Origin of the sequence: Conyzicola nivalis (assembly GCF_014639655.1) — a bacterium.
GTDB lineage: Bacteria > Actinomycetota > Actinomycetes > Actinomycetales > Microbacteriaceae > Conyzicola > Conyzicola nivalis.
Genome location: NZ_BMGB01000001.1, coordinates 1,888,335 through 1,902,877 on the forward strand (window position 1 = coordinate 1,888,335; position 14,543 = coordinate 1,902,877).

Consider the following 14,543-nt stretch of genomic DNA (forward strand, 5'->3'; position numbering starts at 1 on the left):
CGGCCACGATGCGATACCTGACCGTGCTCTCGGCGCTGCTGGTCGGCGCGGGCGTTGCGTGTGCGGCGACTGCGCTGCTCGGCTACGTCACCCGATACTCGATGTTCGACGGGCTCTACGCGGAGATCGATCCGACGCTCTACCTGCGAATCACGGCGATGACGTCGTTCGAGAAGGCGGCGGTCGTGTGCGGCATCGCGGCGGTCGTCAGCGGACTCGCCATCGCCGTTGTGCGCCTCATCGTCGCTCGCCGCGCGACCAACACCTGACGCGTCAAAAGTCGGAGGCCCGACCGACGGCCGGCGCGCCGTGCGCGCGAGAAGACCGGCCGTCGCTCCACTCACGGCCGGTCATCTCGTTCGCGCCGGACTAGCGCTTGATCGCGTCCAGGTGCAGCATCGCGGCGAGGTTCTTGTCGAGCTCGTCGTCCTGGAAGACCTTTTTCCAGTCGTCCTTGATGATGTTCGAGCGGCCGTAGTCCATGGCGATGAGGCACGCGTCGGAGAACGGGTTGTCGCCCTTCAGCGAGTTGGCCAGCGCGACCTGCGTGTGACCGAGCAGGATGGCCCGCGCGGCGGGCTCCGGAACACCCATGGTGTTGATCGCCTCGTCGAGCGACTCCTTGAGCAGCGCGCCGATCATGCAGGCGATGGTCTCCACGAGGGTCGGCTCGAGCTGCGCGAGCTGCTTGACGGTGACCCAGTGCACGTCGATGACCGGCGCGTACATGGCACGGATGGTCGCCTCGGTGATCTCACGCTTCGACTCGTCGTCGCTCTCGATGGCGGCGACGACGTCCTGAGGCGCCGCGATGCCGCCGAAGGTGTCGGCGTACTCCTCGGGCGTGTGACGCTCGAGGAAGACCGACGGGTGGCAGGGGTGCGCGACGGCGAAGACCACGTCGTCGCGCGTGGTGAGCAGGCCGGCGTAGGCGGCGGCGGGGTCGAGCGTCAGCACCACGGTGCCGGGACGGAGCAACGGAACGAGAGCGCTCGACACCGGGCCGAGAGCCAGGTCGGGCACTGCGAGGATGACGACGTCGGCGACGAGCACTGCCTCTTCGCTCGGGGTGACCGTGCGGCCGATCTCGGCCATGCGGGCCTGACCGCCGGGCGAGTTCTCGCTGTAGTACACGGTGTGGTCGGTCTTGGCGAGGTTGTTGGACACTCGCGTGCCCATCTTTCCGCCCGCACCGATGACCGCGATGGAAATGGGGTTCGACATTACTTGCTCCTTAGATACTGCAGATTTGACGTGTTCCAGTTGTTCTCGAGGGCGATGGTGTCCTCGATGGTCTCGCCGAGCGGAAGCCAGTGCTCGATGATGAGATTGATGCCCCGCGCCTCGGGGGTGACCGCCGCGAGCAGGTGGTCGAAGTCGAGCAGGCCGGTTCCGAGGGGTACGCCCTCGAGGGTGAAGCCCACCCAGCCGCCGCGGCGGGTGAACGCGAAGTCCTTCGCGTGGATGCCCGCCACGTAGGGCGCACACCGGTCGATGACGTCGATCGGGTTCTCGAGCGCCGCCACGGAGTTGGCCGGGTCGAGGCAGATGCCGAGGTTCGGGCTCGCGACGGCCTCGACGAGCGAGACGAGGTCGTTCGACCGCACCTGCTCGTAGGTCTCCAGCGCGAGGGTGACCCCGGAGTCCTCGAAGACCGGCAGCGTGGTGCGCAGCAGCGACTCGGCCTCGGCGAGCGACGGGCGGTGTTCGGCGGTGTTGATCATGCTGCGCACGAGGGTCGCGCCGAGCGTCTCGGCCAGGGCGAGGTAGCTCGCGAGGTGGTCGGGAAGCACCCCGCGCGTTCCCAGCTCGAGGGTGACGCCGAGGTCGTCGGCGAGCGAACGCAGGTCGCGCAACTCGGCCGCCGAATATCCGAGGATCGCCTCGTAGTCGCAGATCTGGAACAACCCGACGCCCTCGTCTCGCGTGAGCTGCAGCATGTCGGCGAGCGTGAGCGGGTGCTGCGCCAGGCTCGAGTGCTGCCAGAAGAAGGCGTAGGTGCCGAGGCCGATCACGACGTCACCTCCACTGCGCGGCGGTTTGCGACCAGTGCCGCCTCGTCGAGCACGCGGCCGAGCGCGGCCGTGTCGTGGGCGAAGCGGCCGAGGAAAACGCCGTCAACGTCGTCGCCAAGTTCGGTGAGCAGGCCCGGACCGGCGCTTCCGCCATAGATCAGGGTGCTGCCGTCGCGCCCCGGAAGCGCGGAGACGGAGGCGCGCAGGATGGCGCTGACGGCTCGGATGTAGTCGGCGGGCGCCGGTTCGGCCGCGCCGATGGCCCAGACCGGTTCGTAGGCGACGATCACGCGGCCGGCGGGAGCGCCGGCGAGCGCCGAACCCAACTGCCGCAGACATTCGGATGCGGCATCCGCGGGTTCTGCCCGCACGTTTTCCCCGATGCACAGCACCGGCGCGATGCCGTTGCGCAGGGCGGCGGCGGTCTTGAGCGCGACGATGTCGTCGGACTCGCTGAAGAGACGGCGGCGCTCGGCGTGGCCCACCTCGACGACGCCGACACCGACCTCGGCCAGTTCGACGCCGCTCACCTCGCCGGTGAAGGCGCCCGAGTCGGCGGTGGCCAGGTCTTGCGCCCCGACGACGACGCGCGAGCCGTCGAGGATCTCGACGGCCGACGGCACCGCGAGGTAACCGGGGATCACGAAGAGCTTGACGGCCCCCGACGCGACGGCGGGGTGCGTGCGCGCGAGTTCGGCGACGCTCGCGCACCAGTCGAGGGTCTGGCGATGCCCGAAGTACATCTTCAGGCTCACGCCGACGGTCACGGGGGCGGTCATCAGCAGGCGCCGGTGGTCTCGTACTCGTCGAGGACGCGCACCTTGTCGGCCGAGGCGCTGGTCTCGTCGAAGCGGTAGGTGAGCCACTCGCGCACGAGACGGCGGGCGAGCTCGATGCCGACGACGCGCTGGCCCATGGTGAGCACCTGGGCGTTGTTGCTCAGCACGGCGCGCTCGACGGAGAAGCTGTCGTGCGCGGTGACGGCACGGATGCCTTTGACCTTGTTCGCCGAGATCGCGACCCCGAGGCCGGTGCCGCAGAACAGCAGGGCGCGGTCGGCCTCGCCCGACGCGACGAGCTCGGCGGCCGCGATGGCGACCTTCGGGTAGGCGGTGTGACCGTTGGCGTTCACGCCCACGTCGGTGACGAACTCGACGAGGTCGCTGAGTTCGAGATCCTTCTTGACGATCTCCTTGTAGTCGAAGCCGGCGTCGTCGCTGCCGAGGGCGATGCGAAGTTTGTCAGTCATTCTGGTTTTCTCCATTCTCTGCCGCGAAGACCGCGGCGACTGCCTGCACGATGAGTGCGAACGAGTGGGCTCCCGCGTCGGGAGTGCCGAGGCTCTTCTCGGCATGGGGCCGGGCGCGGCCCATGCGGGGCAAGAGGTCGGCGGTGGCGCGGGCGGCGTCGGTGGCGGCGTCGGCGGCGGTCGACCAGGCGGCCGTGAGCGGGACACCGGCAGCGACCTCGGTCGCGAGGCTCTCGGCGAACGGCACGATCGCGTCGACCATGGTCTTGTCGCCCACCTCTGCCTTGCCGAAGCTCTGGATTCCCGTGCGAGCGGCACCGACTCCGGCCGAGACCGCCATCGCGGTCGGTGCGTCGGTGTCGCCCAGTTCCGCGGCGAGAGCGCGCAGCATGACGCCCCAGAGGGCACCGGATGTTCCGCCGGCGCGGTCGGCCCAGGCGTCGGCGGCCGACACGAGCAGGGTTTCGACGCCCGCTCCCCGCGCATCGGCGTCGCGGGCGGCGACTGCGGCTGCGCGGGCGCCCCGCTGCATGCCGACACCGTGGTCGCCGTCTCCGGCGACGGCGTCGATCCGGCCGAGTTCGTCGGCGTTGATTTCGATGACGGCGAGCACGGCTTCGATGGCTGCGAGGGCGGTGGCCGCGGCATCGTGGGATTCAGCGCTGCCGGGGGTGATCTGGGCGTCGGAGGCGACGGAATCGTGCATCTCCGAGTCATCCATCTGTTCGGATGCGCCGACCGAACCTTTGCGGTACGCGGGGGTGTCCGCGGGCGCGCGCCAGAACGTCTCGAGCTCGTCGTCGAGCCAGAACAGGGTGAGCGAGACACCCGCCATGTCGAAGCTCGTGACGAGTTCGCCCACCTCGGGGTCGATCACGGTGAGGCCGGCCTGCTCGAGCAGCGCGGCGGTGCGGCGGTAGACGACGAACAGCTCCTCGTACTTGACCGAGCCGAGCCCGTTGAGGATGACGCCGACGCGCTCGCCTCGGGCGTCGGCGATACCGTCGGGCAGCTCCGCCAGCAACTCGGAGACGAGCAGCTCGGCGAGGCCGTCGGCCGAGGGGATGTCGGTCTCGCGCAGACCCGGTTCGCCGTGGATGCCCATGCCGATCGCCATGCGCCCCTCGGGTACCGTGAACAGCGGGGTGTCGGCGCCCGGCAGCGTGCAGCCGGTGAAGGCGACGCCGATGCTGCGGGTTCGTTCGTTCGCGAGAATTGCGACCCGCTCGACGTCGGCGATCGAGTAGCCGGCTTCGGCCGCGGCGGCCGCGGCCTTGAAGACCGTGAGGTCGCCGGCGATGCCGCGACGCTTGTGCTTCTCTGCGACGGTCGCGCTGGCGATGTCGTCGGTGACGACGACGGTGCGGCAGTCGACACCCTCGCCGCGCAGCCTCTCCTGAGCTTGGGTGAAATGCAGCACGTCCCCGGCGTAGTTGCCGTAGCTGAGCAGCAGTCCTCCCCCGTTGTTCGCGGCGGTCGACACCGAGTAGACCTGCTGCGCCGACGGGGAGGCGAAGAGGTTGCCCATGGCGGCGCCGTGCGCGAGTCCCTGGCCGACGAGTCCGCCGAACGCGGGGTAGTGGCCGGATCCGCCGCCGATGACGACGGCGACGCTGCCGGGGGTGGAGCGGGTGGAGCGCACGACGCCGCCGGACACGCGCCGCACCTGGAAGTGGTTGGCGGCGACGAATCCCTCGATCATCTCGTCGGCGAAGAGGCTCGGGTCGTTGAACAGACGGGTCATGGCTGGCTCCAGAGAAGTGAGGGTGGGGGCGGCCGTTCGCACGGCCGCCCCGGTGTTATCAGTGAGCGATCGGTGCGGCGAGATCGCCGTCGATCGGTGCGTTCTTCTTGCGAGCGCGGGCGAGCAGCACCATCAGCACGGCGGAGAGCAGCATGAAGAAGCCGACGATCGCCATGGGAACGAAGTACTGGGGCTCGCCGTTGGCGTCCTTCGTGGCGTCGGCGACGGCACCCGTGATGTACGGGGCGCCGAATCCGGCGAGGTTTCCGACCGTGTTGATCAGCGCGACACCCGCCGCCGCTGCGGCTCCGGTGAGGAACTGGGTGGGCAGCGTCCAGAAGTTCGGCAGCACCGCGAAGATTGCCATGGCCGTCAGAGCGATGATCGCGATGGTGAGGGCCGGCGATCCCGCGAACAGCGCGAGCGGGATGGTGAGGGCCGCGACGATGGCCGGACCGGCGATGTGCCAGGTCTTGAGGCCGCGCTTGGAGACGTCCTTCGTCCAGAACCAGAGCGCGAAGGCGGCCGGGATGTACGGGATGGCCGTGATGAGTCCGCGCTGGAACACGTCGTACTCGACGTCGTAGATCTCCTGGAAGCCGGCGATGATCGTCGGAAGGAAGAAGGCCAGCGTGTACAGGCCGTAGATGAACCCGAAGTAGATGAACGCGAGGGTCCACACGCGGCCGCTCGAGAACGCGGTGCGCAGGCCGCCGTGCTGCTTGCCCTTGACGATGTTGAGCGACTCGGTCTTCGTCTTCTCTGCGGCGAGCTCGACGGTGAGCCATTCCTGCTCTTCGACCGTCAGCCACTTGGCGTCGCTCGGCTTGTCCTTGAGGTAGAACCAGGCGATGATGCCGACGACGATCGCGGGCAGTCCGACGCCGAGGAACATCACCCGCCAGCCCTCGAGGCCCAGAAACCCGTGGGCTCCGATGAGGAGTCCGGCGAGCGGTGCACCGATCACGGTGCTGAGCGGCTGCGCCAGGTAGAAGAGCGCCAGGATCTTGCCGCGGTGACGCGACGGCACCCAGAGGCTGAGGAACAGGATCGCGCCGGGGAAGAATCCGGCCTCGGCCACACCCAGCGCGAAACGCAGGATCGCGAGGTGCTCGAAGCTGCCGACCCAGGTGAACAGCACCGCGACGATGCCCCAGGTGACCATGATGCGCGCGAGCCAGCGGCGGGCGCCGACACGCGCGAGGGCCAGGTTCGACGGCACCTCCAGCAGGATGTAGCCGATGAAGAAGACACCGGAGGCGAATCCGACCTGGGTCACGGTGAGCGCGAGGTCGTCGTTCATTCCGTTCGGACCGGCGAATCCGATGGCAGACCTATCGAGGTAGTTGATGAAGAACATCAGCGCCACGAACGGCACGAGCCGGATAGAGACCTTGCGGATGGCGGATTTTTCGACCGCGGACTGCGGTGGCGCCTGAGGGGTGAGGGTGTCCACTATGACTCCTTGACTTGGGGTGAACGTCATTGTTTACGGCGATCGAGGAACACCTCGGCGCGTAAACAGTTTCAGCTATCCCGTTTGATCTGTCAACCGGTTGACCAATTTGCTCTTTCCTCAGGGCCGGAAAGGGCGGGTCCTCGCGTTTGGTACCGTGAGTCCATGCCCGTCTACCCCACCAGCGCGACCGAGGAAATCAGCGCCGCGCTGGGCGCGATGGGAGCCGGCTCCGCCTCGTCGGCCGTCGCCAAGCGCCTGCTCGAACTGTTCACCGAGGAGTCGATCTCCCCGGGAACCCGGCTGCCGCCCGAGCGGCAACTGGCCGCGAGCCTCGCTGTGGGACGGTCCGCGGTGCGCGAGGCCCTCGCGGCCCTCGAGATCCTGGGCGTCGTCGACGTGCGCCCCGGTTCGGGCACCTACCTGCGCGGCAACGCGAGCGAACTCCTCCCCCAGACGCTCAGCTGGGGCATGATGCTCAGCCGCACCCGAACGGCCGAACTCGCCGAGGTGCGCGGTGCGCTCGAGACCTACGCGGCGCGGCTCGCCACCGAGCGTATGAGCGACGAGTCGATCGAGGTCATGCGTACCCACGTGGACGAGATGCGCGCGTCATCCGCAGATTTCGCACGTTTCGTCGAGGCCGACCTGCAGTTCCACCTCGAGTTGGCCCGCAGTACCGACAACACCGTGCTGCTCGACCTGCTGCAGAGCATCCGTTCGCTGCTGCGGGTCTGGTCCGACCGCGCGGTGCAGGACGACGACCACGCGCGGCAGGCGATCGAAGAACACGCGGCGGTATACGAGGCGATAGCGGCGAGAGATCCGGATGCCGCGGCCGCTGCGATGGCCGCGCACATGCGCACGGCGGCGGTACGTCTCGCCGGCACCGTACAGACCCACGCGGAAGACTAGCCCCGGTCGCGCTTCGCCCGGCGCCGCTCGCGCCAGCCCATCGCCGCGAGCTCGGCCGCCTCGCGTTCCCGGCGCTGCTCGGCCGCGGCGCGTCGCGCGGCCCGACGACCGCGCCACCCCTCGAGTTCTGCCTCGATGTCGCGCGTCGGCGTGACGACGGGCGGCCCGCCCTGCAGCTGGCGCCGCGCGGTGATCACCCGTTTGTTGAAGTCGTCGAGCAACGTGCGCACGCCCTCCTCGGTGCCCGTGGCGTCGATGCGCGCGTCGAGCTCGGCGTTCTCGGTGCGCAGCGTCAGTGCGGGCGGGCCGAGGCCCGTGATCTTCTCCCGCTCGATCTTGCGGCGGATCCACCAGTCGGGGTCGTGTGTGGTGGTGAGCCCCTCGATCGGCTTGCCCGCACCCGGCAGGTTGTCGAATTCGCCGCGGCGGATGGCCTGCTGGATGGTGATCTCGACGTACTGGGCCCGAGCCTCCATCATCGACTGGCCGGCGTGGTCTTTCTCCGCTTCGGCCTCGACGCTCGCGCCGGCCTCGTCGGCCAACCTGTCGACCTGATACCGGGCGACGTTCAGCCGGGCGTCTCCCGGCTCCTTGTTCACCATGTCTACCAGCCTAAAACGCGCATACTGAGGGTCAGAAGAGAGAAAGTTGAGACGGTGGACGGCACACTCCCAACCGCGATCCCCCGGCTGACACCGCCGGACGCCCGTGACAAGACCACCCCGGCCCTCGAACGCGGCAGGCGCTTCGCCGAACTGGTTCGCATCGCCCGGCGGCATTCGCTGCTTCCGCTGCGGAAACTCGATTTCTCGACGGCTCCGGCCGGCGCCTCCGCCCGGGCCGTGCAGGCCGACGGCCTGCGCCAGGCGTTAGAGGAGGCGGGCGGCGCGTTCGTGAAGGCCGGCCAGCTCCTCTCCACCCGCACCGACATCTTGCCGCCGGAGTTCGTGGCCGCACTCTCGCGGCTGCAGCAGGGCGTGACGGCCGCACCCTGGGACGAGGTCGAGGCGATGCTCGAAGAGGAGTACGGGGCGCCGCTGGCGAGCGTGTTCACCTCGTTCGAACGGGTGCCGATAGCCGCGGCATCCATCGCTCAGGTGCACCGCGCGACCATGACCACCGGCAGGGTCGTCGCCGTGAAGGTGCAGCGTCCAGGCATCGCGCCAGCCGTGCGCCGGGACATCGACATCGCCGTGCGGGTCGCGCGGTTCGTCGCGCGCACCTCGCGCGAGGCGAAAACGCTGGGCATCGCCGCCGTGGCCGAGCAGTACGCCGCCGACCTGCGCCGCCAGCTCGACTTCCGGCTCGAGGCGCGCAACCTGACCGCGATGCGCGCGATGCAGTTACGCGGCCCGCGCGCCGACGAGCTGCGGCTGCCCGACCTGGTCGAGTCGCTGTCCACCGACCGCGTGCTCGTGATGGAGTTTCTCGAGGGAGGCACCCTCACCGAGTGGAACGAGCGACCCGGCGCCGACTCCGCCGAGCTGCGGCCGGCCATGCTCGTGGTGCTGCGCGCGTTCATCCGCCAGATCGTGTTCGACGGTGTCTATCACGCCGATCTGCACCCCGGAAACATCATGCTGCTGCCGGGCGGTCGCCCCGCGCTGGTCGACTTCGGGTCGGTCGGCCGCCTCGACCTGCAACTGCGCGAGACCGTGCAGGAGCTGCTCATCGCCTACCTCCAGGGCGACACGCAGCTCTTCGCGGACGCCCTGCTGACACTCGCGCCGATTGCGGATGACGCGGACGAGACGGGTTTCCGCCGCGAACTGAGCGAGTTCATCACCTACGAACTCGGGCCGGGGTCGCGCGTCAGTGTCGCCACGGTCGACGCGCTCGTCGCGGTGATCTCGCGCTACGGCATGACCGTTCCGGCGGAACTGGTGGCCGCGGCGCGCGCCTTCGCGATCCTCGAGGGCACGCTGCGCACGAGCGCACCGGAATTCGACCTGCTCGAGGAGGCTCGGGAGCTCGCGAACGAGCAGATCGGCGACCAGATGACGGCGGGCAACGTGCGCTCGGTACTCACGACGGAACTGCTCGGCCTGCTGCCCGCCGTGCGGCGACTGCCCCGCCGGTTCGACCGCATCGGCAACCAGGTCGAGAGCGGCCGCCTCAACGTGAACATCCGCGTGCTGGCCGACCGGCGCGACCGGCGGCTGCTGTCGTCGCTCGTCCGGCAGCTGCTGCTCGCCGGGGTCGGAGTCGTGTCCGGCATCGTATCGCTCGGGTACCTGACGGCACCCGAGACGACGGGCGTCATCAGCAGCGCGTCGGCGGGCGGCGCGATGGGCGTCGGTTCGCTCGTGCTGCTCGCCGCTGCGGGCGTCGACGCGCTCGTGACGCGCCGGCGCGAACGCTAGGTGAGGGCGGGACGCGACCTCACTGCAGGAGCTTCCGCGCCACGTTGGTCGTGAACAGGTCGAGCAGCTCGCTGCCCCGCCCCGACAGCACCGTGCGGATCCCGTAGAGCGTGAAACCCTTCGCCTGCTCGAGGGTGATGGCGGGCGGGATCGCGAGTTCCTGTCGCGCCGTCACGACGTCGATGAGCGCGGGGCCGTCATGCGCGAACGCCTCGGCCATGGCGGCCTCGAGCTCGGCGGGGTTCTCGACCCGGCGGGAGAACAGCCCGATCGCGCTGGCGACGGCCGCGAGGTCGGGGTTGTCGAGGTCGGTCGCGTAATTCACGAATCCCGCCGCCTTCATCTCGAGCTCGACGAAGTTGAGCGACGAGTTGTTGAACACGATCACCTTCACCGGCAGCTTGTTCTGCACGAGGGTGAGCAGTTCACCGAGCATCATGGTCAGGCCGCCGTCGCCCGAGAAGGCGACCACCTGGCGGCCGGCCTGCGCCGTCTGAGCGCCGATGGCCAGCGGCACCGCACAGGCCATCGAGCCGTGGTTGAACGACCCGATGAGCCGGCGTCTGCCGTTCATGGTGAGGTAGCGCGCGGCCCAGACCACGGGCGAGCCGACGTCGACCGTGAAGACCGCGTCGTCGGCGGCGAGCTCGTCGGCGAGACGGGCGACGTACTCGGGGTGAATCGGCTCGCGGTCGCGGTCGTTCACGGCGAAATCGTCGAGCGAGGCCCGGGTCTTCGCGTAGTGGGCGAGCGATGCGTCGAGATGCTTGCGCTCGGTCTTCGTCGTGATCGCGGGCAGCAGCGCCGCGACCGTGTCCTTCACCGTGCCGACAAGCGGCACGTCGACCGGAACGCGCCGTCCGATGTTGCGACCGCGGATGTCCACCTGGATGACCGTCGCGTCGTCGGGATAGAACTGCCGGTACGGGAAGTCGGTGCCGAGCATCAGCAGCACTTCCGCCTCCTTGATCGCTTTGTAGCCCGACGCGAAGCCGAGCAGCCCGGTCATGCCCACGTCGTAGGGGTTGTCGTATTCGACGTGCTCCTTGCCGCGCAACGCGTGCACGATCGGCGCCTTGAGGGCCTCGGCGAGCGCGATCAGCTCGTCGTGCGCGCCGGCCGCGCCCGCACCGGCGAGGATCGTGATCTTGTCGCTCTGGTTGAGGAAGGCGGCCGCGGTCGCGAGCGATTCGACGTCGGGTCGCGTGATCGAGCGGGTCGCCACGATGGGTTTCGGATGACGCTGCGCCTCGACCACCTCGAGGAAGATCTCGCCCGGAACCACCACGACGGCCACGCCGTTCTCTTCGACGGCGGCGCGGATCGCCATCTCGAAGATGTAGGGGGCCATCTCGGGCGTACTCACGAGTTCGCAGAAGACGCTGCATTCCTTGAAGAGTTCTTGCGGGTGCGTCTCCTGGAAGTACTGCGACCCGATCTCGGTGCGCGGAATGTGCGCGGCGATCGCGAGCACGGGCACGCGGCTGCGGTGCGCGTCGAACAGTCCGTTGATCAGGTGCAGGTTGCCCGGCCCGCAGCTGCCGACGCACACGGCGAGGGTACCGTCGACGGCGGCATCGGCGGCCGCGGCGAACGCGGCCGCCTCCTCGTGTCTCACGTGCTCCCACGAGATTCCGTCGTTGCGCCGTATCGCGTCGGTGAAGCCGTTGAGCGAATCACCCGGGAGCCCGTAGACCCGGCTGACCCCGCTCGAGATCAGGGTGGTGATGAGGTTGTCGGCGACCGTCGTCATGGGGGGGACCTTTCGGCTGGGGTGTGGTGCCCACGCTACTCAGCGACGGCGCGCACCGTCAGGCCGTTGGCCGGATGTTCGGCTGACGGTAAGCGGCAGACCCGGCTAGTCGTCGACGACGATGCCGAGGTGCGTCGCGAACGATGCGGCGAGGGCCCCGACCTGGTAGCCGCTCAACGTCGCGCCCCTGAGCGACTCGAAACCGTCGATCTGCGCGAATTCGGCACCGCGCAGGTCGACGTGGGCGAGCTTCGCGCCGGCGAGGCTCAGGCTGCGCACGGTCGTGTCGGTGAACGAGACCCGCGTCAGGTGTGCCCCACCGAGGTCGAGCTCGTCGATGGTGCATCCGTCGAACGAAACATCCAGCAACTGCGCCCCGCGCGCGTTCACGAACCCGAGCTTGCTGCCCGTGAAGCGCACCGAATTGACGTACGACTCGTACAGCTCGGCCGACCCGATGCGCGAGCCCTGCATCGTCACATCGCGCCACCGCGAGCGCGGCGCCGACAGCACGGGCGCGTTGAAGCGCGAGAACTCGACCTCCGAGAAGGTGGCGGCCCGGAACCCGGTGGCGTGCGCCTGCACGTCGTCGAAGGCGCATTCACTGAACTCGATGCCGTCGAGGTCGCGGCCGCCCACGTCTATGCCCTCGAACCGCAGCCCCTCGTAGCGACCCTGGGGCCGCAGGTCGTCACCGTCCGACCTGGCGAGTTCGCCGAGGCGGAGATCATCGATGCGGGGCGGATGCGTTGCGAGTTTCTTGACCACCGCTGAAGTCTAGGGACGACGCCCGACGGCGCCGTCCCCAGGCTCACAGTTTCATCTGCTCTCGCCGACTGCCACGAAATCGGCCGCCGGTCAATGGATACGCTCGCGGCGGCCCCCGCAGCAGGCCGGTGATAGCTTGTGCCAGCGGCCGCACGGCCGCATCCACAGCGTGCGCGGGCATGCTTCACCCTTGCGAAGGATGCCGTCATTTCCACCTCGAGTCTTCCCAGCCGTCCGTACCCCCTCGGCGTCACCCTCCGCGACGGCGCGGCCAGCGTGGCCATCTACTCCGAGACGGCCACCGTCGTCGAGGTCTGCGTCTTCACCGACGAGGGCGAGACGCGCACGCCGCTGAGCGAGCGCACGGGCCACGTCTTCCACGGAATCGTTCCCGGCCTCACCGTCGGTTCTCGGTATGCGCTGCGCGTACACGGCGAGTGGGCGCCCGAACGCGGACTGCGCCACAACCCGCACAAGCTGCTGCTCGACCCGCACGCCACGGCGATCGAGGGCGGTTACACCTGGGGCCAGGCCGTGTTCGGCCACGACATGAACGATCCGGAGACGATGGATGAGACGGACGCCGCGGGTTCCACGCCGCTGTGCGTCGTCACCGACTCGTCGTTCGACTGGAGCGGCGACGAGTCGCCGCGCACCCCGCTCGAGTCCACCGTCATCTACGAGACGCACGTCAAGGGATTCACGCAGACGCACCCCGACGTGCCGGAGGAGATCCGCGGAACCTACGCCGGTCTCGCGCACCCCGCCGCCGTCAAGCACCTCACCGATCTGGGCGTGACCGCCGTCGAGCTGATTCCCGTGCAGCAGTTCGTGCAGGACAGCCACCTCGAAGAGAAGGGGCTGCGCAACTACTGGGGCTACAACACCATCGGCTTCTTCGCCCCGCACGGCGACTACAGCTCGGCCGGCGACGGCGGCGACCAGGTCGTGGAGTTCAAGAACATGGTCAAGGCGCTGCACGCCGCGGGCCTCGAGGTCATCCTCGACGTGGTCTACAACCACACGGCCGAGGGTAACCACATGGGCCCGACCCTCTCGTTCAAGGGCATCGACAACGCGTCGTACTACCGGCTCGTGGAGGGCGAAGAGGCCTCCTACTTCGACACCACGGGCACGGGAAACAGCGTGAACGTCGGACACCCGGCGGCGCTCGGACTCATCATGGACAGCCTCCGCTACTGGGTCACCGAGATGCACGTCGACGGTTTCCGCTTCGACCTCGCCACGACGCTGACGCGCCAGGACGGATCGGCCGAGCTGCACAGCGCTTTCCTCACCCTCATCGCTCAGGACCCCACGCTCGCGCCGGTGAAGATGATCGCCGAGCCGTGGGACACCGCCGGCTACCAGGTGGGCGGCTTCCCCGCCGACTGGTCGGAGTGGAACGGCAAGTTCCGCGACGACGTCCGCGATTTCTGGAACGGCACCGACGCCGTTCTCGGCACGCTCTCGCAGCGCATCCTCGGCAGCCCCGACGTGTACGAGGCGGATCGCCGGTCGCCGCTGTCGAGCGTGAACTTCGTCACCGCCCACGACGGTTTCACCCTGCACGACCTCACGTCGTACAACAGCAAGCACAACGCGGCCAACGGCGAAGACAACAACGATGGCGAGAGCGACAACAAGTCGTCGAACAACGGTGCCGAGGGTCCGACCGACAACGAGCTCGTCAACGAGCGCCGCGACCGCCAGCGCCGCAACCTGCTCGCCTCGCTGCTGCTCTCGGCCGGTGTGCCGATGATCCTCGGCGGCGACGAGCTCGGTCGCACGCAGGGCGGCAACAACAACGCCTACGCGCAGGACAACGAGATCTCCTGGTACGACTGGGCCAACACCGACGAGGCGCTGCTCGAGTTCACGACGTCGCTGCTGGCGCTCCGTGCGGAGAACCCCGCGCTACGTCCGGTCTGGTTCCGTCAGGCCCCCACCGACGGCGAGACCGACACCGTGCAGATCTCGCGTTCCGATGCCGAAGGCTTCGCCGACGAGGACTGGGACAACCCGGACGCCCGTTCGATCATGTTCGTGTTCGCGCACGAGGGCAGCGACACCTTCGCCCTGCTGCTGAACGCGGCCGAGAACGGGGTGGAGTTCACCGTCCCGACCGCGCCGGGCGAAGCGTGGGAGCTCGCGTCGTCGAGCGACCCCGACCAGCACGTGGCGCCGCCGGTAAGCACGCTGATCGTGCGCGACTGCTCGTTCACGCTGCTGCGCTCGCGCACCTCGTAGCCGGCGGAGCGCCCGCAGGTTGCGTCGTTT

The 14,543-nt window shown here is 68.9% G+C and carries 13 protein-coding genes; 4 read left to right on the top strand and 9 right to left on the bottom strand.

The annotated features are described in order from the left end of the window. Nucleotides 1–8 precede the first annotated feature (8 nt). Entirely contained in the window at nt 9–269 is a 261-nt protein-coding gene (locus IEV96_RS09370; protein WP_188510355.1) for a hypothetical protein, read from the top strand. Between the two features lie 100 nt (nt 270–369). Here IEV96_RS09370 and IEV96_RS09375 read toward each other — a convergent pair whose 3' ends face one another. From IEV96_RS09375 to IEV96_RS09400, 6 genes are read right to left on the bottom strand one after another with little or no spacing between them, the layout of a single operon-like run. After that, nucleotides 370–1,224, bottom strand: coding sequence for a phosphogluconate dehydrogenase C-terminal domain-containing protein (locus IEV96_RS09375; protein WP_188510356.1), 855 nt, complete (start codon nt 1,222–1,224; stop codon nt 370–372). Continuing rightward, a complete protein-coding gene (locus IEV96_RS09380) occupies nt 1,224–2,015 on the bottom strand; it encodes a sugar phosphate isomerase/epimerase family protein (protein ID WP_229733190.1) in 792 nt (263 codons plus the stop codon). Before IEV96_RS09380 ends, IEV96_RS09375 begins: the two co-directional genes overlap by 1 nt. Continuing rightward, the gene (locus tag IEV96_RS09385; RefSeq protein ID WP_188510357.1) at nt 2,012–2,794 is read right to left on the bottom strand and encodes a triose-phosphate isomerase family protein; all 783 of its coding nucleotides are present in this window, start codon (nt 2,792–2,794) and stop codon (nt 2,012–2,014) included. The genes IEV96_RS09380 and IEV96_RS09385 overlap by 4 nt, the downstream gene beginning before the upstream one ends. Continuing rightward, entirely contained in the window at nt 2,794–3,264 is a 471-nt protein-coding gene (locus tag IEV96_RS09390) for a ribose-5-phosphate isomerase (protein WP_188510358.1), read from the bottom strand. Before IEV96_RS09390 ends, IEV96_RS09385 begins: the two co-directional genes overlap by 1 nt. Next, on the bottom strand, nt 3,257–5,008 hold the full coding sequence (locus tag IEV96_RS09395; RefSeq protein ID WP_188510359.1) for a dihydroxyacetone kinase family protein: 1,752 nt from the start codon (nt 5,006–5,008) through the stop codon (nt 3,257–3,259). The genes IEV96_RS09390 and IEV96_RS09395 overlap by 8 nt, the downstream gene beginning before the upstream one ends. 58 nt (nt 5,009–5,066) lie before the next feature. Next, on the bottom strand, nt 5,067–6,464 hold the full coding sequence (locus IEV96_RS09400; protein ID WP_229733192.1) for an MFS transporter: 1,398 nt from the start codon (nt 6,462–6,464) through the stop codon (nt 5,067–5,069). A 165-nt stretch (nt 6,465–6,629) separates the two neighbouring features. On the opposite strand from IEV96_RS09400, the gene IEV96_RS09405 reads away from it, so the two are divergent. After that, the gene (locus IEV96_RS09405) at nt 6,630–7,379 is read left to right on the top strand and encodes a FadR/GntR family transcriptional regulator (protein ID WP_188510361.1); all 750 of its coding nucleotides are present in this window, start codon (nt 6,630–6,632) and stop codon (nt 7,377–7,379) included. Here IEV96_RS09405 and IEV96_RS09410 read toward each other — a convergent pair. Next, nucleotides 7,376–7,981: a DnaJ family domain-containing protein gene (locus IEV96_RS09410; RefSeq protein WP_188510362.1), complete on the bottom strand. Its 606-nt coding sequence runs from the start codon at nt 7,979–7,981 to the stop codon at nt 7,376–7,378. The genes IEV96_RS09405 and IEV96_RS09410 overlap by 4 nt on opposite strands. A 54-nt stretch (nt 7,982–8,035) precedes the next feature. Between IEV96_RS09410 and IEV96_RS09415 the strand changes: the two genes are divergently transcribed. Further along, complete coding sequence (locus IEV96_RS09415) at nt 8,036–9,742, top strand: ABC1 kinase family protein (protein WP_188510363.1); 1,707 nt, start codon at nt 8,036–8,038, stop codon at nt 9,740–9,742. Between the two features lie 19 nt (nt 9,743–9,761). Here IEV96_RS09415 and poxB read toward each other — a convergent pair whose 3' ends face one another. Both poxB and IEV96_RS09425 read right to left on the bottom strand, forming a co-directional pair. Beyond that, entirely contained in the window at nt 9,762–11,495 is a 1,734-nt protein-coding gene (gene poxB, locus IEV96_RS09420) for a ubiquinone-dependent pyruvate dehydrogenase (RefSeq protein WP_188510364.1), read from the bottom strand. Between the two features lie 105 nt (nt 11,496–11,600). Continuing rightward, nucleotides 11,601–12,263 (bottom strand): pentapeptide repeat-containing protein, encoded by a 663-nt coding sequence (locus tag IEV96_RS09425; protein WP_188510365.1) that lies wholly within the window; start codon nt 12,261–12,263, stop codon nt 11,601–11,603. Between the two features lie 207 nt (nt 12,264–12,470). On the opposite strand from IEV96_RS09425, the gene glgX reads away from it, so the two are divergent. Then, entirely contained in the window at nt 12,471–14,513 is a 2,043-nt protein-coding gene (gene glgX, locus IEV96_RS09430; RefSeq protein WP_188511198.1) for a glycogen debranching protein GlgX, read from the top strand. Nucleotides 14,514–14,543: the final 30 nt, after the last annotated feature.